The 18446-nt window shown below is 57.1% G+C and carries 18 protein-coding genes; 14 read left to right on the top strand and 4 right to left on the bottom strand.

What is annotated here, in order from left to right:
• Window positions 1–46 precede the first annotated feature (46 nt).
• Both QFW87_RS12220 and QFW87_RS12215 read left to right on the top strand, forming a co-directional pair.
• Window positions 47–955, top strand: coding sequence for a LysR substrate-binding domain-containing protein (locus QFW87_RS12220; protein WP_283180420.1), 909 nt, complete (start codon window positions 47–49; stop codon window positions 953–955).
• Complete coding sequence (locus QFW87_RS12215) at window positions 952–1311, top strand: MmcQ/YjbR family DNA-binding protein (protein ID WP_008149946.1); 360 nt, start codon at window positions 952–954, stop codon at window positions 1309–1311. Before QFW87_RS12220 ends, QFW87_RS12215 begins: the two co-directional genes overlap by 4 nt.
• On the opposite strand, the gene QFW87_RS12210 is transcribed toward QFW87_RS12215, so the two are convergent.
• Window positions 1308–1736 carry a DUF1294 domain-containing protein gene (locus QFW87_RS12210; protein ID WP_283190611.1) on the bottom strand — a complete coding sequence of 143 codons (429 nt, stop codon included), beginning with the start codon at window positions 1734–1736 and terminating at the stop codon, window positions 1308–1310. The two genes, QFW87_RS12215 and QFW87_RS12210, sit on opposite strands and share 4 nt — an antisense overlap.
• Window positions 1733–2563, bottom strand: a complete 831-nt coding sequence (locus QFW87_RS12205) for an undecaprenyl-diphosphate phosphatase (RefSeq protein ID WP_283180422.1) — start codon at window positions 2561–2563, stop codon at window positions 1733–1735. Before QFW87_RS12205 ends, QFW87_RS12210 begins: the two co-directional genes overlap by 4 nt.
• A gap of 294 nt (window positions 2564–2857) precedes the next feature.
• On the opposite strand from QFW87_RS12205, the gene QFW87_RS12200 reads away from it, so the two are divergent.
• From QFW87_RS12200 to QFW87_RS12160, 9 genes are all read left to right on the top strand, one after another.
• Window positions 2858–4492: a methyl-accepting chemotaxis protein gene (locus QFW87_RS12200; protein ID WP_283190610.1), complete on the top strand. Its 1635-nt coding sequence runs from the start codon at window positions 2858–2860 to the stop codon at window positions 4490–4492.
• A 233-nt stretch (window positions 4493–4725) separates the two neighbouring features.
• Window positions 4726–5289 carry a nicotinamide riboside transporter PnuC gene (pnuC, locus tag QFW87_RS12195; protein ID WP_283180424.1) on the top strand — a complete coding sequence of 188 codons (564 nt, stop codon included), beginning with the start codon at window positions 4726–4728 and terminating at the stop codon, window positions 5287–5289.
• On the top strand, window positions 5286–5810 hold the full coding sequence (locus tag QFW87_RS12190) for an AAA family ATPase (protein ID WP_283190609.1): 525 nt from the start codon (window positions 5286–5288) through the stop codon (window positions 5808–5810). Before pnuC ends, QFW87_RS12190 begins: the two co-directional genes overlap by 4 nt.
• A gap of 331 nt (window positions 5811–6141) precedes the next feature.
• Window positions 6142–6579 carry a hypothetical protein gene (locus QFW87_RS12185; protein WP_283180426.1) on the top strand — a complete coding sequence of 146 codons (438 nt, stop codon included), beginning with the start codon at window positions 6142–6144 and terminating at the stop codon, window positions 6577–6579.
• A gap of 1 nt (window position 6580) precedes the next feature.
• On the top strand, window positions 6581–7153 hold the full coding sequence (locus QFW87_RS12180; RefSeq protein ID WP_283180427.1) for an adhesin: 573 nt from the start codon (window positions 6581–6583) through the stop codon (window positions 7151–7153).
• Window positions 7154–7204: 51 nt separating this feature from the next.
• Complete coding sequence (locus tag QFW87_RS12175; protein WP_283180428.1) at window positions 7205–8677, top strand: heme utilization protein; 1473 nt, start codon at window positions 7205–7207, stop codon at window positions 8675–8677.
• 63 nt (window positions 8678–8740) lie between these two features.
• On the top strand, window positions 8741–9421 hold the full coding sequence (locus tag QFW87_RS12170; RefSeq protein ID WP_283190608.1) for a C39 family peptidase: 681 nt from the start codon (window positions 8741–8743) through the stop codon (window positions 9419–9421).
• 34 nt (window positions 9422–9455) lie between these two features.
• Window positions 9456–10196, top strand: coding sequence for a hypothetical protein (locus QFW87_RS12165; protein WP_283180430.1), 741 nt, complete (start codon window positions 9456–9458; stop codon window positions 10194–10196).
• Between the two features lie 46 nt (window positions 10197–10242).
• Window positions 10243–11523, top strand: coding sequence for a hypothetical protein (locus QFW87_RS12160; protein ID WP_283180431.1), 1281 nt, complete (start codon window positions 10243–10245; stop codon window positions 11521–11523).
• A 68-nt stretch (window positions 11524–11591) separates the two neighbouring features.
• Here the strand turns inward: QFW87_RS12160 and QFW87_RS12155 are convergent, their stop codons facing one another.
• The gene (locus QFW87_RS12155; protein ID WP_283180432.1) at window positions 11592–12917 is read right to left on the bottom strand and encodes a sigma-54 dependent transcriptional regulator; all 1326 of its coding nucleotides are present in this window, start codon (window positions 12915–12917) and stop codon (window positions 11592–11594) included.
• Between the two features lie 342 nt (window positions 12918–13259).
• On the opposite strand from QFW87_RS12155, the gene QFW87_RS12150 reads away from it, so the two are divergent.
• The 3 genes from QFW87_RS12150 to nhaB all read left to right on the top strand — a co-directional run bounded on the left by QFW87_RS12150 (window position 13260) and on the right by nhaB (window position 16638).
• On the top strand, window positions 13260–13529 hold the full coding sequence (locus QFW87_RS12150; protein WP_283180433.1) for a hypothetical protein: 270 nt from the start codon (window positions 13260–13262) through the stop codon (window positions 13527–13529).
• 238 nt (window positions 13530–13767) lie between these two features.
• Entirely contained in the window at window positions 13768–15057 is a 1290-nt protein-coding gene (locus QFW87_RS12145) for a hypothetical protein (RefSeq protein WP_283180434.1), read from the top strand.
• Between the two features lie 78 nt (window positions 15058–15135).
• Complete coding sequence (nhaB, locus tag QFW87_RS12140) at window positions 15136–16638, top strand: sodium/proton antiporter NhaB (RefSeq protein ID WP_283190607.1); 1503 nt, start codon at window positions 15136–15138, stop codon at window positions 16636–16638.
• A gap of 635 nt (window positions 16639–17273) precedes the next feature.
• On the opposite strand, the gene QFW87_RS12135 is transcribed toward nhaB, so the two are convergent.
• On the bottom strand, window positions 17274–18413 hold the full coding sequence (locus QFW87_RS12135; RefSeq protein ID WP_283180437.1) for a carboxylate-amine ligase: 1140 nt from the start codon (window positions 18411–18413) through the stop codon (window positions 17274–17276).
• Window positions 18414–18446: the final 33 nt, after the last annotated feature.

The raw sequence follows: 18446 nt of genomic DNA, 5'->3' as shown, positions 1-18446 counted from the left end.
AACAATGCGATAGTTCGTCCCACTGATAGAACAATCGAGCCCAACCATGCAAGACCTCAATGATCTTTACTACTTCGCCAAGGTGGTTGAAGCCGGTGGCTTCGCGGCGGCCGGGCGTTTGCTCGGGATTCCCAAGTCGCGGTTGTCGCGGCGCATTGCCGAGCTGGAAGAGCGCCTCGGCGCGCGCTTGCTGCAACGCACTACCCGACAACTGAAGCTGACTGCCGTGGGTGAACGTTATCTGCGGCACTGTCAGGCGATGCTGCTGGAAGCCGAGATGGCGGATGAAGCCGTCGCCAGCATGTCCAGCGAACCTCGCGGACGTTTGCGGGTGTCCTGCCCCGTCGGGCTGGCCCACGAAATTCTGCCGACAGTGATTAGCGACTTTCTTGAAAAGTTTCCTCAGGTACAACTGGAAGTCATGTTGCTCAACCGCCGCGTTGACCTGGTGACTGAGGGCATCGATGTCGCGCTGCGGGTGCGTGAGTTGGGCGACGAAGACCCACTGTTGGTCACCCGACGTTTGCGCCAGGCGCAGATGGCGATGGTCGCCAGCCCCGGTTTTTTGCACGGACTTGAAATCAACCACCCCGAAGACTTGAAACACCTGCCCGTGCTCGGCGCCCTGGAAGCCGACCGCCTGGTGCATATCCGCATGCTCGACCAGCAGGGTAAAAGCTGCGATCTCACCCTCGAAGCGCGATTGGGCATTGATGACTTTATCGTGCGCAAGGCCTGCACCCTCGCTGGCCAGGGTTTTACGATGCTGCCGATGATGTATTGCGAGCAGGAACTGGAAAACGGCTCGCTGATACAGTTGCTGCCCGACTGGTCGTTGCCTGGTGGCTGGCTGCAAGCGGTCTACCCTCATCGGCGCGGGGTGATGCCGGCCGTGCGCGCCTGGCTCGACCATTTGATCGAATCATTCAATGCCTGTGGGGACCGACTGATATGAAGGCTGGACGTATGAGCGAAGAGGATGTCGCGCAATTCTGTCTCGCGCTGCCGGGTGCGCGGGAAGACTACAAGTGGGGTGGCGTACGGGTGTTTTCGATTGCAGGGAACAAGATGTTTGCCTTGCAGAATCTGAGGGGCGAATCCCTGGCCTTCAAGGTCGACAAGGACTTGTTTCTTGGCCATTGCGACCGCCCGGGAATCCGCCCGGCGCCTTATCTGGCGCGGGCTCAGTGGATCATCATGGAAACGCCCTACCCGTTGGGCCCTGAAGAGCTGCAAGGCTTGTTGCAGCGTTCCCATCAATTGGTGGTGAGCAAGTTGCCCAAGCGCACTCAGGTCGGACTGCTGCTTTAAAGCAACGCGAACAGATGGGCGCCGAGAAACAGCTGGTCGATCCAGAACACTTGGTGCAGCAGCACAATGATCCAGAACACCAACTGAAACGAGAGCTTGCGCGTCTTGTGCCGAAACAGCTGCTGCGCCAGTAAGGCGCCCGGCCAGCCCCCGGCGAGTTCCACCGCATGCAACACGTTCTCCGGGGTGCGCCAATGGTCGGCGCGCGCCTTGCGCTTGTCGCTCCAGTACAGCAAGAACGCCAGCAGGCTGATGCCCCCGTACGCTGCCAGGGGAATCACGGAACCCCCGCGCAGCCACAACGACATCGAGCCGTACAGCGGCAGCGCGCACAGGACCGCAAACACCAACAATTTCAGCTGAAGATTGCGAATCTCTCCTGCGGGTTTGCGTCCAAGGTTGTTGCGCGAGCTGCCATCATTCATGGCTTGACCGCGGCCCAGTCAACCCAGCCAAACTGCCAGGTGGCCAGGATGACCAGGCCGAATGCGATGCGATACCAGGCAAACGCCGCATAGCTGTGGCTGCCGATGAACACGAGCAAGGCTCTGACGGCAATCATCGCGAAGATGAACGCCGTGACGAAACCGATCGCGAACACCGGAAAATCAGACGGAACGAACAGGTCGCGATACTTGTAGCCCGAGTACACCGCCGCGCCGACCATGGTCGGCATCGCCAGGAAGAAAGAAAACTCGGTGGCGGTCTTGCGCGACAAGCCGAACAGCAAACCGCCAATGATCGTCGAGCCGGAACGCGAGGTCCCGGGAATCATTGCCAGGCACTGGGCAAAGCCAACTTTCAGCGCGTCTTTCCAGGTGATTTCGTCGACGGTGTGGGCATGCACTTCATGCTGACGCTGCTCAGCCCACAGCATGACGATACCGCCCACGACCAACGCCGTGGCCACGGTGATCGGGTTGAACAGATACTCGTGGATCAGATCAGCGAAAATCACCCCCAATACCACGGCCGGCAGGAAGGCGATCAGCAGGTTCGCGGTAAAGCGTCGAGCGCTCGGCTGCGTCGGCAAACCGATGACCACATCAAATATCTTGCGACGAAACTCCCACACCACCGCCAGAATCGCGCCCAACTGGATAATGATGTTGAAGGCCATGGCCCGCTCGCCACCGAAGTCGAGCAGGTCAGCCACGATGATCTGGTGGCCGGTACTGGAAATCGGCAAAAACTCCGTCAGCCCTTCTACAACCCCAAGAATCAATGCCGAAAAGGCAGTCCAAAGATCCATCAATCCCCCAAGAAGCGATGCGCCACGGCATGCCCGTAAGTATTTTTTTTCAGAACGTTGACTGCGGTCAGCGTCGCTGCTGCACCGCGCGCATAGAATCCAGACGAAATCATAAAAATTCCGTGAAAAATCAACTTGGATTCAGGTTTTTCCGTGCGGGGCCGAAATCCTATCAGACAAGTCTGATTAACGCTGCGCGTTATTGGACTTGGGTCGGATATGACCGATTGGCAAAGTGTGGTTGGATGCTGGCGATCATTTATTACAAGAAAAAGAAACCGGAGTGACAGCGTTATGAACAGCTTGCGCAGTATGTCGATCAGCCGACGCTTGTGGCTTATCTTGATCGTGGCCGTCCTGATGCTAATGACGTTGGGCGTCTTGATGCTCAAGCAGATTCACGATGACCTGTACCACGCCAAGGCTCAGAAAACCCAGCATGTGGTGCAAACCGCCAGCGGTATTCTGACCTATTACCACGACCTCGAAACCGCCGGCACGCTCACCCGCGATGCTGCGCAGAAGCAGGCTCTGAGCGCCGTTCGTGGTCTGCGTTATGACCAGAATGACTACTTCTGGATCAATGACCTGACGCCGGTGATGATCATGCACCCGGCCAACCCGAAACTCGATGGCCAGAACCTATCGGCGATCCGCGACCCCGACGGTTTTGCCCTGTTTAACGAAATGGTCGCCGTCGCCAAGACCAAGGGTGCCGGCACCGTCGACTATCGCTGGCCGAAACCGGGCGCCAGCGCGCCGGTAGAAAAAACTTCCTACATCAAACTCTTCGAGCCCTGGGGTTGGGTAATCGGTTCGGGCGTGTATATCGATGACATGCAGGCCGAGTTCTATGGTCAGGTCTGGAAGGCCTCGTTCGTGGGGCTGGTGATTGCCCTGATCATGGCGCTGCTGGTCATCCTGATTGCCCGCAGCATCGTGCGTCCACTGCAGGAAACCGTGAACGCCATGGCCAACATCGCCAGCGGCGAGAGCGACCTGACCCACAGCCTCGACACACATGGCCAGGATGAAGTCACGCAACTGGCACGCCACTTCAACGCCTTCACCGCCAAGCTGCGACTGGTGATCAGGGAACTGCAAGTGTCCGCCAGTGCCCTGGGCCAGTCTTCCAGCGAACTGGGCAACGACGCCGCCCAGGCCCAGCAACGCAGTCAGCAACAGTCCCAGCAAATGGAACTGGTGGCCACTGCCATCAATGAAGTGACGTATGGCGTGCACGACGTCGCGAAAAACGCCGAGCACGCCGCCAGCGAAATGCGCGATGCCGAGTCTCAGGCGCAGCAAGGCCAGGTCAACATCGATGGCAGCCTGCAACAGATCGACAAGCTGTCTTCGACCATCGATCAGGCGGTAGAAGTGATTCGCACCCTGGCCGCCGAAAGCACGCAGATCGGCAGCGTCCTTGAAGTGATCCGCTCCATCGCCGAGCAAACCAACTTGCTGGCCCTCAACGCGGCCATCGAAGCCGCCCGGGCCGGCGAGCAAGGTCGCGGTTTTGCGGTGGTGGCCGATGAAGTGCGACTGCTGGCCCAGCGTACCCAGAAGTCCACGGCCGAGATCCAGTCGATGATCGAACGCCTGCAAAGCCACTCCGAAGCGGCGGTCAAAGTGATCGGCGACAGCAGCCGTGCATCGCAGTTGACCATCGAGCAGGCCGGCCTGGCCGGTGCAAGCCTGAATGCCATTGCCCAGGCGCTGCGCAACCTCAACGGGTTGAACGCCTCCATCGCCAGCGCGACCTTGCAACAGGCGCATGTGGTCGAGGACATCAACCAGAACGTCACCCAGGCGGCCGGTTTGTCCCACAGCACGGCGCTGGCGGCCGAACAGTCGAGCGCGGCCAGCGTTCACCTGAAGGAATTGAGTGAGCAATTGAACGGGCTGCTCAAGCAGTTCCGGGTGTAACCACCTTTGTAGCAGCTGCCGAGCCTGCGAGGCTGCGTTCGGCTACGGAGCAGTCGTAAACCTGGGCACCGCGGTGTATCAGGACGATCCTGCATGCCGGATTCACGACTGCTGCGCAGCCGAACGCAGCCTCGCAGGCTCGGCAGCTGCTACTTAGGGCGGCGCACGCTGTTCTACTTGGCAGCGCCTGCCGTTACAATCCGCTCCTCTTCGACTTCCCCCAAGGAACCTCCATGTCCGGGCTTGAACTGTTTGCCGCCACCCTCGGTGTCATTGCCGTCTGGTTGACGGTCAAACAGAACCCTTGGTGCTGGCCGATCGGTCTGGTCATGGTGCTGCTTTATAGCTGGATCTTTTTTGAGGTGAAGCTCTACTCGGACATGCTCCTGCAGGTGATCTACGCCGCATTGCAGCTCTATGGCTGGTGGCAGTGGACGCATGCGGGGGGCGCGCGCCATGGTCGGCAGGTCAGCCTGCTCGACGGTAAATCGGTCGCTATCAGTCTGGTCATTGGAGCGGTCGGCAGTCTGTTGCTGGGCGCTGCAATGGCGAACTGGACCGATGCCGCACAACCCTGGCTCGATGCGGCACTGACTGGCTTCAGCCTGGTGGCGCAGTTATGGATGGCGCAAAAACGCATTCAATGCTGGCCGCTGTGGTTCATCCTGGATGTGATCTTCGTCGGGCTGTTTATCTACAAAGACCTGTACCTGACCGCCGGGCTCTACGCGCTGTTCGCCCTGATTGCCGTCCAAGGCTGGCGGGAATGGCGGGCCGATCCGGCGTTGCGCACATGAAAGTTCTGGTACTCACAGGCCCAGAATCCAGCGGCAAGAGTTGGCTGGCAGCCGAGTTACAGCAGCATTTCGGCGGGGTCCTGGTAGACGAATATGTACGCTGGTTCATCGAACAGAATCCTCGAGACACCTGCCTGGCCGACATTCCGGAAATCGCCCGCGGACAGCTGAAATGGGAGGACGAGGCACGCGCCCGGCAGCCGCATTTGCTGATTCTCGACACTCACTTGCTGAGCAACATCCTCTGGAGCCAGACCTTGTTTGGTGATTGCCCGACGTGGATCGAGCAAGCATTGCTGGCACGGCACTACGACCTGCATTTGCTGCTGAGCCCTGAAACCGTGGCCTGGCATGACGACGGTCAGCGTTGCCAACCGCAACTGGCAGAACGCCAGGCGTTTTTCCACGCCAGCCGCCAATGGCTTGACCTGCACCACCAGCCTTGCCAGGTGCTGCATGGTGATTGGCAACAGCGCAAGGACGCGGCATTCGAGGCTGTGACCCGCTTGCTCAAGCCCTGACCGGGGTACCCCGCCCTGCCGCAAATGTCCATTCCTGAAACACCCCCCCCTGCGCGAACCCGCGAACTAAAGCGGCTCAAGCACTCCAGCAAGAAAATGTTAAGCCACTGATACAACCTACCTTCAGCGCCCTTTAGCGAGCAATGCCGCCAGCATGGATGGCACTTTTGCGTGGCTCTGTCTCAGTGGCGTTACAATTTTTTTTTGACAACCTCGACAATTAAAGCCAACCAACTGTTTTTAAAAGAAAAACAAAAACCGGCACACCTTCTGCTCTCTTCCTCGAAACGCTGATCAGGGCCAGCGTCCATTTACAGAAGGAATTGCCGCCGTGGGGAAATTTGATAACAAAATTTATAGCCTCCTGCTGATCGGATGCGCACTGGGCTCAAGTCTCTGCCTGCCTGTACAAGCTGACAACGGCATCATCATTATCAAGCGTGATGTCCAGCCGCGCATGGCAACGCGTGCGCCGCTGATTCCCGACCCTAGCCCCACGACCGCCAATGCCAACCCGTCCAAACACATCATCAGTCAAACGAACGAGTTGAGCGACGGCGACTTTGCCGGTGTCGCCAGTGGTGCAGGCATCTCCCGCCTGGTCACTCAAAACACCAACAACCTGGGCGGCAACATCAGCAACCAGACCCAGCTTTCCAACCTCCCCGCCGGGCGTTCGGGAAATGCCGGCAACGGTATTGCCAACATGGTCAATTCAAGCGTCCAGCAAGGCCTGGGTGCTCTGAAAGTCATACCGGGAGACCGTTAAGATGAATCGTACGCTGCTGATTATCGCCATGTTTTGCAGTGCATCGACCTTTGCCCAACCTCCCGTCATCAACAACGCCGAAATCGACGGTTCGGGCACGCAGTACAACGGCAACCTCGGGGTCAACCAGGCTGCCGGCGATTTACAGCAACAGGCTAACGCACGGGCCATCGCCGTTGGCCATGGAGCCAGCGCGACCACACAGATTCGCCAACGGTTGCGTACGGTGGTCGACCCCAGGATCGATGCTCGATCCAGCATTCAAGGCGACTCCTTCAGCCACGGCAACGGCGTACTGGGCGTCAACCAGAGCGCGGGCGCCAGCAACCAGCAAGCCAATGCCCTGCGGATAAGCATCAGCACGCAGCCGCAAAGTATCGACGACAGCGTCCTCAGGCAACAGAACGTGGCGCTGATCACTAACTCCGATCCAACTGACTCTGCACCAGGCTATCGCCAGGTCGCTACCAGCGATCAGGCCTTCACCGGCAGCCGTGGGGTGATCCAGTTGAATCAGAGCGCCGGGGTGGGAAACCGAACGGCCAATACCCTGAGCGTACGGGTCATGGATTGACCCAAACAGGTAAGAACAACACTTAACCTAAAATAAGTACGGAGAATCACCATGAAACCTTCGATGGCAATAAAGCCTCTGGTTTTTGCAATTGCTGCGGTCTTGGCTGTTGCTGCACAAGCGGGTCAGAACGATCGACGTGGTAACCATAATGGTCATCATAACGGTGGCCACCACACTCCTCCTCCAACATGGATCCATACCGACGCGACCGCCAACGCGAACGATAGGCAGACCAGTACCGGCAACCGCATCCACAACGAAGGGACTCAGAACTCAGCCGAGATGAGCAGCTCTGCCTCAGGCGCGAGCGGCAACGTCGGCGTCAACGTGGCAGCAGGCGCCGGCAACCAACAAGACAACGCGGCCGCCATCGCAAACGCTGGCTCCACCTCCAGCCTCGATAACAGCTTCGTGTTCGGCACTTCCGAAGCCAGCGCTCGAGTCTCGCAATACAGCAACAATAACAAGGTCAACAACTACGGCGTCACAAACTCTGCCGTGATGAGCGGATCTGGCGATGGCAGCAGCGGCAATATGGGTATCAACATTGCTGGCGGCGACCTCAACCAACAGAAAAACACCATGGCAATTGCCAACTCCAATGCTCCCCTGGGTAACGCAAGAGCCACTGCCTCTGCCAATCAAAACGGTCCTGGCCTGATAGTGAATAACACCGCTGATCGGACCTACCGCGTGGATACGATTACCGTTACCAACACGGCCAGCGGTAGTTTCTCTAAAGATAAGTCATTCGAGGTTAGCGGCAGTGAAAGCGCTTCTTCGAGCTGGGCCGCGGCCGGTGCCAATAGCTCTAATTCCAGCGGTTCCCTTAGCGTTGATATAAGCGGTTCGAAGAGCAGCAATGCGAGCGGTTCCAACAGCAGTTCTGCGAGCGGTTCTAACAGCAGTTCTGCAAGCGGTTCCAACAGCAGCAGTGCAAGCGGTTCTTCGAGTGCATCCTTGAACGCTTCCCTGGGCGCTACTTTGGACATTGATACGGCGGCTTCCAGCTCCACTACCGTCAACAATGGCTTTGGAGATCGCACCCGCAGCAGGAGTTCCGAGGCATCGCTTAACGCATCGCTTGACGCAACGCTTGACGTAGCGGTGAACAAATCGTTCGACAAATCGCGCGAATCCTCGTTCGACAGATCTCGCGACTCCTCGTACGACAGATCTCACGAATCCTCGTACGACCAATCGCGCGATTCCTCGTTCGAAAAATCGTTCGATAAGTCGTTCGAGAAATCGAACGCCTCCTCGTTCGAAAAATCGGCCAGTCAATCGTCCGAATCCGAGTTCGCAAAAGCGGGAAGCTTCAGTGAGAGCAGTTCATTTGATTTGAGCAACACCTACTCCTATCAAGTGCTGACTCCAACTGGCTGGGCAAACCCTGTGACCAACACTGCAACCCTGAGCGGTTCGGTGAATGGTGGCAGTGGCAACCTGGGCGTCAACGTAGCTGCCGGTGTGGGTAACCAACAAAGCAACTCGCTGGCCATTTCCAATCAGTCGTTCTAATTGCTGTCTCTGGAGGCCCCCTTATGGGGGCCTTTTTTCAACACAACCAGAAGGCATCCCACTATGCGCATTATCGCCTTGGCATTTTTGCTTTGCGTGACCAGTGTGAGCGAGGCTGCACAAATACCGCTTTCCGTCCTGCCGGGCGGCGCGGTGGTGTTCAAGCCGATCCAAAGCGTGCGCGAGCGCAAGTTTGCCGACCTGGTCCAACAGAAAACCGACTTCAGTTGCGGCGCAGCTGCGCTGGCAACGGTATTGCGTCAGGCGTATTGGCTTGACGTGGACGAAGAACAAATCATCGAAGGCATGCTGGCACACTCCGATCAGGATCTTGTCCGCGTCCAGGGCTTTTCCATGCTCGACATGAAGCGCTACGTGGAAAGTATCGGCATGCGGGCCCGTGGTTACCGGGTAGCGCAGGAAACGTTGAGCGAGATCAAAATTCCGGTTGTGGTACTCATGGATATCCGTGGCTACAAACATTTTGTGGTCATGCAAAGAGTTCATAAGGGCTGGGTCTATATCGGAGATCCGGTACTCGGTCATAAACGTTACAAAGTCGAAGACTTTGTAAAAGGCTGGAACGGCATCATCTTTGCCATCATCGGCCAGGGCTACGACAAAACCAATGCGTTGCTCGACCCACCCCTGCCACTGACCGCCAAGAACCGCATCAACACCTTCAGCCCGGTGCAAGACGCAGAGTTGATGGATTTCGGATTCATCCAAAGCGACTTCTTCTAATAACAAGGGAGCACGACGCTCCGGGAGCATTCCAATGAAGACTCCAATCTGGCTGGCCGTGGTTTGCCTGGCCGCCAGCCTGCCGACCCAGGCACAGATATTCAAACCCATTGAACTGAACGATCACGAATTGGCGAGCCTGCGAGGCCGCTATGTCATGCCGGGACGGATCGTCAGTTTCGGCATTGTCATGACCAGCACTTGGCAAAATGCCAACGGTGAAGTGATCGGGGCAACTTCCTCGATGCAAATTCAACAATCGACCATCACGCCACAGTTCTATGTGTCGATAATCAACGAAAAAGGTAATGGCTCCGCAATTTCGCAAGGCACCGGTACCGTCATTGGCGGCAGCGGCCTCAACAGCACCGAAGGCGTCACTCAAGTCGTGCGTGCTGCCGGCGACCATAACACTGCCTACAACAACGTTGATATCAACGTCACAAGGGCTAACCAAGCGCCAACAACGCAACAGCAGGGCCAGGCATTGGCCGCAGGCTCGACGTTGGTGGACGCCAATGGCGCGGGCTCGCTGAGCATTTCCTCGACCGGTACGGGTGTGCAACTCAACATCGTGGCCAACAACAACCAGGGCAGTACCGTACAACGCCTGGCCCAGGGTGGGCTGATGCAGAACACGACTTTGCTCGGCGGTGGCAACCAGGTCCGCAACCTCACGTCCCTTAATGTCGTGCTGCGTGACAACGTGGCGACAGCCGGGTCGCTGAACGGCAACCTGGACCAGCTCAAAGGTCTTCGCACTCAAGGATTCTGATCTACGCTCAGTCTCATCAGATGAAGTCAGAAGGGACGGCTAATCCATGCACCGATCGTTAACGTTCAAAGCTATCGTTTGTTTGAGTAGCCTGGCCCCGGCAACACTGCTATACGCAGCACCGGACCCCCAGGTCGAGATGCTAAAACAAGAACTCATGGAGTTGAAACAGCGTTACGAAGCACAACAGAACGCGCTGATGGTACTCGAGCAACGCGTTCGCCAAGTTGAAGAAACACCTGCGACACCGGCTCCCAAACGCCTGACCAAATCCCCTGCCGAAACGACCAGGGGTGGCCAAACGGTGGCCGCCGGTGCGCCGGGAACCACAGGCAGCTCATACGGCCAATCGCTCAAAGATGATTCGGAGCCTGCGCAAAGCGTTTCCAACCTGTATGACGAAGCCAGCGGCTTCTTCGGTGGCGGCAAGTTCAGCCTCGAAACGGGCGTGACCTACACGCACTACGATACCCGTGCGTTGGTACTCAACGGCTTCCTGGCACTGGACTCGATTTTCCTCGGCAACATCAACATCGACCGTATCAAGGCGGATAACTGGACCCTGGACCTGACCGCCCGCTACAACACGGGACAACGCTGGCAGTTCGACATTAACGTCCCCGTGGTTTATCGCGAATCAACGTATTCCTCCGGTGGCGCCGGAGGCGCAGGCCCGGTGACGTCGGACGCCACCGTTACCCGCGACCCGACCATTGGCGATGTGAACGTTGGCGTTGCTTACAAGTTTCTGGATGAGTCGGCCAATCTACCCGATGCAGTCGTTACCCTGCGCGTCAAGGCGCCGACCGGTGATGACCCTTACGGCATCAAGCTGATCAATGACCCAGCCAACGATAACCTCTCGGTACCCGAGGACTTGCCTACCGGCAATGGTGTCTGGTCGATCACCCCGGGTATCTCGTTGGTCAAGACCTTCGACCCGGCCGTGCTGTTCGGCAGCCTGTCCTACACCTATAACATTGAAGACTCTTTCAGCGACATCAGCCCTCAGATCAACTCCAAGGTGCCCGGGGATGTGAAACTGGGCAACTCCTGGCAGGTCGGCGCCGGTATTGCATTCGCCTTGAACGAGAAGATGAGTATGTCGTTCTCGTTCACCGATCAGTTCGCCCGCAAGAGCAAGATCAAGCCGGACGGTGGTGATTGGCAGTCAATTACCAACAGCGATTACAACTCAGCCAACTTCAACATCGGCATGACCCTGGCAGCAACCGATAACCTGACGATCGTTCCCAACCTGTCCATCGGCCTGACCGACGACTCGCCAGACTTTTCCTTCAGCCTGAAATTCCCGTACTACTTCTAAAACACAACAACAAAGCCCCGCTGCGACTTCAATCCCAGCGAGGCTTTTTTTGTCTTTAGATCTTGCGTCTAACGTATCTGATGCTTGTGCAGCAAACGGTAGAAGGTAGGCCTGGATATCCCCAGCACCTTGGCGGCGATGCTCAAATTATCGCTGTGGCGGTTAAGTACATCGCACAAGGCCTGGCGTTCTGCCCGGTGCTTGTAGTTTTCCAGCGTGCCCATCGGCGCAGCAACAGCCTGCTGGCTGATCAGCCCCAGGTCTCGCGCTTCGATCTGCCGACCTTCGGCCAGTACCAACCCGCGACGTACCCGGTTGGCCAGCTCGCGCACATTGCCCGGCCAGTCATGCTTGCCCATGGCAATCAAGGCGTCTTCACTGAAGCTGCGCGGACGGCGACCGGTTTCATGGCTGTAGAAATGGGAAAAGTGGTTGGCCAGCATCGACAGATCGCCATTGCGCTCACGCAGGGGCGCGGTCGCGACCTGCAACACGTTCAGGCGATAATACAGATCTTCGCGAAAGCGTTTCTTCTCGATCGCTGCCTCAAGATCGACATGGGTCGCGGCCAACACCCGCACATCCACGGAAATCGGCTGACTGCCGCCCACCCGCTCGATGTGCTTTTCCTGGAGGAAACGCAACAGGTTCGCCTGCAGCTCCAGGGGCAGATCACCGATTTCGTCGAGAAACAGCGTGCCGCCGTTAGCCGCTTCGATCCGCCCGACCTTGCGTTGATGGGCGCCAGTAAAAGCCCCCTTCTCGTGGCCAAACAGTTCGGACTGGATCAAGTGTTCAGGAATTGCTCCGCAATTGATCGCGACAAAAGGTTTGCTGTGACGTTGGGATTGTCGATGGAGCGTGCGAGCGACCAGTTCTTTACCGGTACCGCTTTCACCACGGATCAACACCGGAGACTCGGTGGGCGCCAGCTTGCTCAGCAACTTGCGCAGTTCGCGAATGGGTTTGCTGTCGCCAAGCAGCTCGTGTTCAGGCTGATCAATGTGAACCGTGCCCTGCCCACGCAGGCGTGCCATCCCGAATGCCCGGCCCAGCGTCACCTGAACCCGGGACACATCGAATGGCAAGGTATGGAAATCGAAAAACCATTCGCAGACAAAGTCCCCGACATTCTGCAATCGCAGGACTTCCTGGTTGAGTACGGCGATCCACTCGGTACCGCTACGGCTGATCAGCTCTTTGACGGCTTCCGGGCGTTCGAGGTGAAAAGGCTGCAAACGCAACAGGCCGACATCGCAGGTTTTGTCGGCAACGTTTTCCAGGGTGCAGCTGTCAACGTCCCAACCCCCAGCGCGCAAAACCGGCAGCAGACGATGACAGTCGTCGCAAGGGTCCACTACTAACAGACGTCGTAAGGCAGGCGCTTCGATCATGACTGTTCCTTGGCGCCAAAGTTATGAAATATTATTAAAAACAATCGTTTGGCGGACCTGGCTGTAACGTTAGCAATAATTTGACATGACCTTGTACCGTTTGACTATAGAGCGGTTGCGTTATTAGTTATAAGAAGCGACTTAGTTAGTTACCTAACGAGTCCTGCCTTTCATTCAGCTTTCAAAGCCTGTCCACACCTTGAGCCAATGAAAGAAAGTTGATATTTCTTTTAATTGTATGTGACCCGCCCCCCGGTTGCGGGCATCAGTACAAGTAACCAGCCGAACGGTAAGCCCAACCGACGGCACATCACTTGATTGGGCATACAGAGAGAAAACCCCATGAACGCCCCGCTCCGCATCAACGAAGCTCTTTTGATTGCCGACCGCGCATTCCAACCGTTCCAATGCGTGGCCTGGGCCCCACAAGACGGCAATGGCGAACTCAGCCTGACCGTTATCGATCGCACCAACACCCGCAGCATCGGCCGCAAGCAGATCCCAAGCAGTGCCTATACCGATCCTGCGCAACTTGAATGCCTGCTTGAAGCGGCACGTGCGGAATTGAGAGAGGAGGGTTACAAACTCCAATCGTGGTCGATGCCACACTAAGTGTTTTGCGGGTTGCTAAACGGTAACCCGCACCCTCCCCGATTATTCTTCGAACTTGCACGCGCCCAACTACTTGGCAGGCTTGTCAGTGGGTCGAAAAGACACTGTTCTGGCACACAGCGACCCTCCGTCTGTTAGTTATGACAGTTGTGCATCCAGGCGTTCAGGGATTGAATGTTTCCTTATACAGTCGCCACCCAAACTCCCGGTTCAGGACGACTCGCAAGGAGCTGCGTGCATGTCAATCCAGACCGCGTTTGCATTACGGGCAACCCTGAACAACGCCGGCAAACTTGATACAACCTTTGCCTCGTCTGGCAAAACCCAGGTGTATTTCGCTGGCAGCCTCTCAAGCATGGCCAACGGGGTCGCGATTGATTCACGCGGCAGGTTGTTAGTCGCGGCGAAGGTCGGAACGCCAGGCGGCAGCCGCTTCGGCCTGGCTCGCTTGCTCGAGGACGGCTCGGCGGATCTGGCGTTCGGCAATCAAGGCAGCGTCATCGGGCAATTTGAACACGGCTTCGAGGCCATGGCCGGCAAAGTCCACGTATTGCCCGATGGGCACATTCTGGTAGCCGGCCTGCACTACGAAAATGCTCACCGGACACTGCCCGCCCTCGCCCTTTTCGATCAGCATGGTCGGCCTGTTCAATGTTTTGGCGACAATGGCCGCTGCGTCGTGCGTCTGCCGGGCGGTCTTTCCCAAGGCGTGCGTGACACCTGGCTACCCCCCGGCGTATCGGGCACAGAAGGTTGTGATATCTGCGTGCAGGAGGACGGTCGAGTCCTGCTGCAGGCCAATCATCACTTCGAACTGTCCAATCATGTCGGCATTCTGATACGACTCAACACCGACGGCTCGCTGGACGACACCTTCAACGGTCGTGGCTTCGTGATTGTCAGGCACTTGCTGATGAATACCTGGCTCAGCAGCCTGATGGTGCAACGAGACGGCCGGATCCTGGTGGGCGGGTCGATCAACTTCCCTGAAGAAGGTCTGCTGGCCCGCTATCAAACCGACGGCAGGCTCGACGATTGTTTCGCCGTGGATGGTTTCATGACCTTCAAGGCATGTGGGTATAGCGCTCAGGTCAGCCGGATCATCCAACAGGAAAATGGCGATGTGCAGTGCTTTGGCAGCAGCCGCGACCCGATGCATTGCCTGGCACTGAAAGTACACAGCAACGGCCGCCCGGACATTCATTGCAATGGAGGCCAGGCCCAACTGCTGGAGATCGGTCACAGCGGCTGCCAGTGGACCGACGCACAGGCACTGCCGGACGGCTGCGTGGTGACGGTCGGGGCCACGATCGGCGGCGTCGAGGCGGATTTCATTCTGGCGCGGCATCTGCCCGACGGGCAACTTGATCGCAGCTTCGGCAATGGCACCGGCTGGATTCGCACCCGCCTGGGCCGCAGCCTGGATACCGCGACTTCAGTGGCCATGCAGGCCGATGGAAACATCGTAGTCGGAGGCTATTCACTGGACGGCAACTATCGAGCGATCGTCGCACGCTATCTGGGGTAGGCCTGCACAGTTTTCCTACACTTGATCTTCCCTTCCGCTTACGGCAAGTTGCGCGCTTCTTAATACAAGGAGTAGCCGATGCCCGGTTCAATGGCTCAGGCGTTCGCGCACAATTTTCTCGGGCATTCACCCCGCTGGTACAAGGCAAGCATTGTCGGTTTCCTGATTCTCAACGCACTGGTGTTGTGGACTGTCGGCCCGGTGGTGGCTGGCTGGCTGCTGGTGCTGGAGTTCATCTTCACCCTGGCCATGGCGCTCAAGTGTTATCCGTTAATGCCCGGCGGCCTGCTGTTGATCGAAGCACTGTTGCTGAAGATGACCACGCCCCAGGCACTCTACGACGAGCTGGTGCACAACTTCCCGGTGATCCTGCTGCTGATGTTCATGGTGGCCGGCATCTACTTCATGAAAGACCTGCTGCTGTTTCTGTTCTCACGACTCCTGCTCGGGGTTCGCTCCAAGGCGCTGCTGGCGTTGATGTTCTGCTTCCTGTCGGCGTTTCTGTCAGCGTTTCTCGATGCCTTGACCGTGACCGCCGTGATCATCAGTGCAACCGTCGGGTTTTACTCGGTGTATCACCGCGTCGCATCCGGCAATGATCCGCGTCAGGACAGCGAGTTTGGCGATGACCAGCACCTGCCCACACTCCATCACGCCGACCTCGAACAATTCCGCGCCTTTCTGCGCAGTCTGCTGATGCACGGTGCCGTGGGTACCGCACTGGGCGGTGTTTGCACATTGGTCGGTGAGCCGCAGAACCTGCTGATCGGCCACGAGATGGGCTGGCACTTCTCTGAGTTCTTTCTGAAAGTCGCCCCGGTTTCATTGCCGGTCCTGGTGGCAGGCCTGGTGACCTGCGTCCTGCTGGAGAAACTTCGCTGGTTCGGTTACGGCACGCTGTTACCGGAGAACGTGCGTGCAGTTCTGGCCAATCACGCGGCAGAAGACAATGCCGAACGCACCTCGCGCCAACGTGCAGCGCTCGTCGTGCAGGGATTGGCAGCGCTGATTCTGATTGCGGGGTTGGCGTTCCATATTGCTGAGGTCGGCCTGATCGGCTTGATGGTGATCGTGCTGATCACCGCATTCACTGGCATCACCGACGAGCACCGTATCGGCAACGCGTTCAAGGACGCCATGCCGTTCACAGCACTGCTGGTGGTGTTTTTCGCGGTAGTGGCGGTGATTCACGATCAGCAACTGTTCACGCCTTTGATCCAGTGGGTGCTGGCGCTGCCAGCGGATCAACAACCGGGCATGCTGTTTATTGCCAACGGCTTGCTGTCAGCCATCAGCGATAACGTGTTCGTCGCGACCATTTACATCACCGAAGTCAAACAGGCTTTCATCTCTGGCCACATGAGCCGTGAGCATTTCGAGACGCTGGCGATTGCGATCAACACCGGCACCAACCTGCCGAGCGTGGCGACGCCCAATGGTCAGGCTGCGTTTCTGTTCCTGCTGACCTCGGCGATTGCACCGCTGATTCGACTGTCGTACGGACGGATGGTGTGGATGGCGTTGCCGTACACCGTGGTGATGGGTGTTCTTGGCTGGTATGCAGTGAGTTTCTGGCTGTAAACCCAGAACAAAATGTGGGAGCGAGCTTGCTCGCGATGAGGTCGTGTCAGCCAACATCATTGTTGAATGACAGACCGCTATCGCGAGCAAGCTCAACGCCTCAAGTGATCGGGGGCCGAATTTTTGGTCAAGACAGTGACAGCCTGCCGATCACCTGTTCTCCGTCCACCCATGCGAGCGGCGGCTGGGGCTCAGCGAACCAGGTTATGAAAATACTTTGGCGGGCACAGGAGTTTGCCAAGTCCCTGGTGCGCTTTTGAAAGAACAAACCTGATGGCTTCGCCTGCGTCTGCCATGCCTTGGGCGAACCTGGCCATCCCCACGCGTTGGAGTTTTGCGAGAACGGCGCCTAGGCCGCAGCCTGGAAGCTGATGTTTATGAAGACCGACCCAGCGTTCTTTGTTGTCGGAATGGCCGAAACTCTAAATCCAGCAATTATCGAGGGCTATACCGAAATTTTCGGTTCTGCCCACCATCTCCTTTTCTAGCAAAGCTGCGCTGTGGCAGGTTCTCCGAGTCGGGTACCGGCAAAAGGTTGATTACAGCCTGACAATACCCCCCCCCGTTTTATCGTATAAAACCGCGCTAACTAGCAGGTACTTGGCTCACTAGGCTGAAAAAGTGCTGCGCTTTAATCAACGCGGGACGCTTTGCACCTGCGCCGTTTCCATCAGCAATAGATCAACGACTCGTGAGAGCGCGCCATCAACACTCCTTCCGTTGCGTGAGGCGGATTCGTAAGCATTGCGCTGCCGCTCTGCGCTGGAGCCGTTATGCACAATTCGACGAGCCTGGGAAAATACGCCCTCCACTCCCATTTTTTGGGCGGTGTCACCTAAGATCTGTTCTGCCAGGAACAACCATTGCTCAATCGTAAACGGTCGGTCGTAATTCTCGATTAGAAACGCAGCATGTGTTCCATACCGTTTGGCACGCCAGCGATTCTCCTTGAGGATCCATAGAGATCTCTGTGAGTAAGTTGATCCTGGATGAGGTTGGATGATGGCGTGAGCGATCATCAAGCGAAACAAAGAGGCGATGCACAACGTATCTTCTACACGTGGGCACGCATCCGTCATTCGCAGCTCCAAGGTCGGATAATTGGTAGAGGGTCGAACGCCCCACCAGCATTCGCTTGGATGCTTAATCGAGCCAGTTGACATCAAAAAGGAGATGTAGGCGTCGTAGGAAATCTGATCTCCAAAAAATTCAGGAACACCCATCCGAGGCCACTCATCGCACGCGGCTTGGCGATAGCTCATAAAGCCGGTGTCAGCTCCATCCCAAAAAGGTGATGAACTGCTTAGGGCCAGTAATAAAGGCGTCCAAGGCAACACCTCGTTCATCACTTGAATACGATCCAAGTGTTCCGCAACCTCCACGTGCACGTGCAAACCCGATAGCAGGCTGCGCTGGGCGACACGTTGGTAATCTTCGAATAACTTAAGAAAATGGTCGTGGGCTGTGGCGTGTTGTATGCGCCAATCAGCCAAGGGATGGCTGCCTGCACTGAGCAAGCCCAAGCCGAAAGGTTCGAGTGCGTGGTTTAACGTAAGACGTGCGTGAGCTAAATAATCCCCTGCTTCCGGTAGCGTATTGAAAACCGGCGAAGCTACTTCGATTTGTCCCTGGAACATCTCATAGGCGAAAAAATCACCCAAAAGTGCCTTGCACCGTTCAACCGCTGCGAAGGGGATATTGCCAGGCATCTGTCGAGTGGCAAGGTCGGTAATGAAATACTCTTCCTCAATACCAAACTTAAGGCATCTGATCATCGTCCCTCCCCGTGCTTGACTGTCGCTTTTATC

The organism is Pseudomonas sp. PMCC200344 (assembly GCF_030053095.1).
GTDB lineage: Bacteria > Pseudomonadota > Gammaproteobacteria > Pseudomonadales > Pseudomonadaceae > Aquipseudomonas > Aquipseudomonas svalbardensis.
Note: the sequence above shows the minus strand (reverse complement) of the source record. Positions and strands in the feature narration are given on the sequence as shown.

Excerpts from the sequence above, each read along its gene's own strand:
- QFW87_RS12220 (WP_283180420.1), top strand. The coding sequence starts at position 47 with ATGCAAGACCTCAATGATCTTTACTACTTCGCCAAGGTGGTTGAAGCC.
- QFW87_RS12215 (WP_008149946.1), top strand. The coding sequence starts at position 952 with ATGAAGGCTGGACGTATGAGCGAAGAGGATGTCGCGCAATTCTGTCTC.
- QFW87_RS12210 (WP_283190611.1), bottom strand. The coding sequence starts at position 1,736 with ATGAATGATGGCAGCTCGCGCAACAACCTTGGACGCAAACCCGCAGGA.
- QFW87_RS12205 (WP_283180422.1), bottom strand. The coding sequence starts at position 2,563 with ATGGATCTTTGGACTGCCTTTTCGGCATTGATTCTTGGGGTTGTAGAA.
- QFW87_RS12200 (WP_283190610.1), top strand. The coding sequence starts at position 2,858 with ATGAACAGCTTGCGCAGTATGTCGATCAGCCGACGCTTGTGGCTTATC.
- pnuC (WP_283180424.1), top strand. The coding sequence starts at position 4,726 with ATGTCCGGGCTTGAACTGTTTGCCGCCACCCTCGGTGTCATTGCCGTC.
- QFW87_RS12190 (WP_283190609.1), top strand. The coding sequence starts at position 5,286 with ATGAAAGTTCTGGTACTCACAGGCCCAGAATCCAGCGGCAAGAGTTGG.
- QFW87_RS12180 (WP_283180427.1), top strand. The coding sequence starts at position 6,581 with ATGAATCGTACGCTGCTGATTATCGCCATGTTTTGCAGTGCATCGACC.
- QFW87_RS12175 (WP_283180428.1), top strand. The coding sequence starts at position 7,205 with ATGAAACCTTCGATGGCAATAAAGCCTCTGGTTTTTGCAATTGCTGCG.
- QFW87_RS12170 (WP_283190608.1), top strand. The coding sequence starts at position 8,741 with ATGCGCATTATCGCCTTGGCATTTTTGCTTTGCGTGACCAGTGTGAGC.
- QFW87_RS12165 (WP_283180430.1), top strand. The coding sequence starts at position 9,456 with ATGAAGACTCCAATCTGGCTGGCCGTGGTTTGCCTGGCCGCCAGCCTG.
- QFW87_RS12160 (WP_283180431.1), top strand. The coding sequence starts at position 10,243 with ATGCACCGATCGTTAACGTTCAAAGCTATCGTTTGTTTGAGTAGCCTG.
- QFW87_RS12155 (WP_283180432.1), bottom strand. The coding sequence starts at position 12,917 with ATGATCGAAGCGCCTGCCTTACGACGTCTGTTAGTAGTGGACCCTTGC.
- QFW87_RS12150 (WP_283180433.1), top strand. The coding sequence starts at position 13,260 with ATGAACGCCCCGCTCCGCATCAACGAAGCTCTTTTGATTGCCGACCGC.
- QFW87_RS12145 (WP_283180434.1), top strand. The coding sequence starts at position 13,768 with ATGTCAATCCAGACCGCGTTTGCATTACGGGCAACCCTGAACAACGCC.
- nhaB (WP_283190607.1), top strand. The coding sequence starts at position 15,136 with ATGCCCGGTTCAATGGCTCAGGCGTTCGCGCACAATTTTCTCGGGCAT.
- QFW87_RS12135 (WP_283180437.1), bottom strand. The coding sequence starts at position 18,413 with ATGATCAGATGCCTTAAGTTTGGTATTGAGGAAGAGTATTTCATTACC.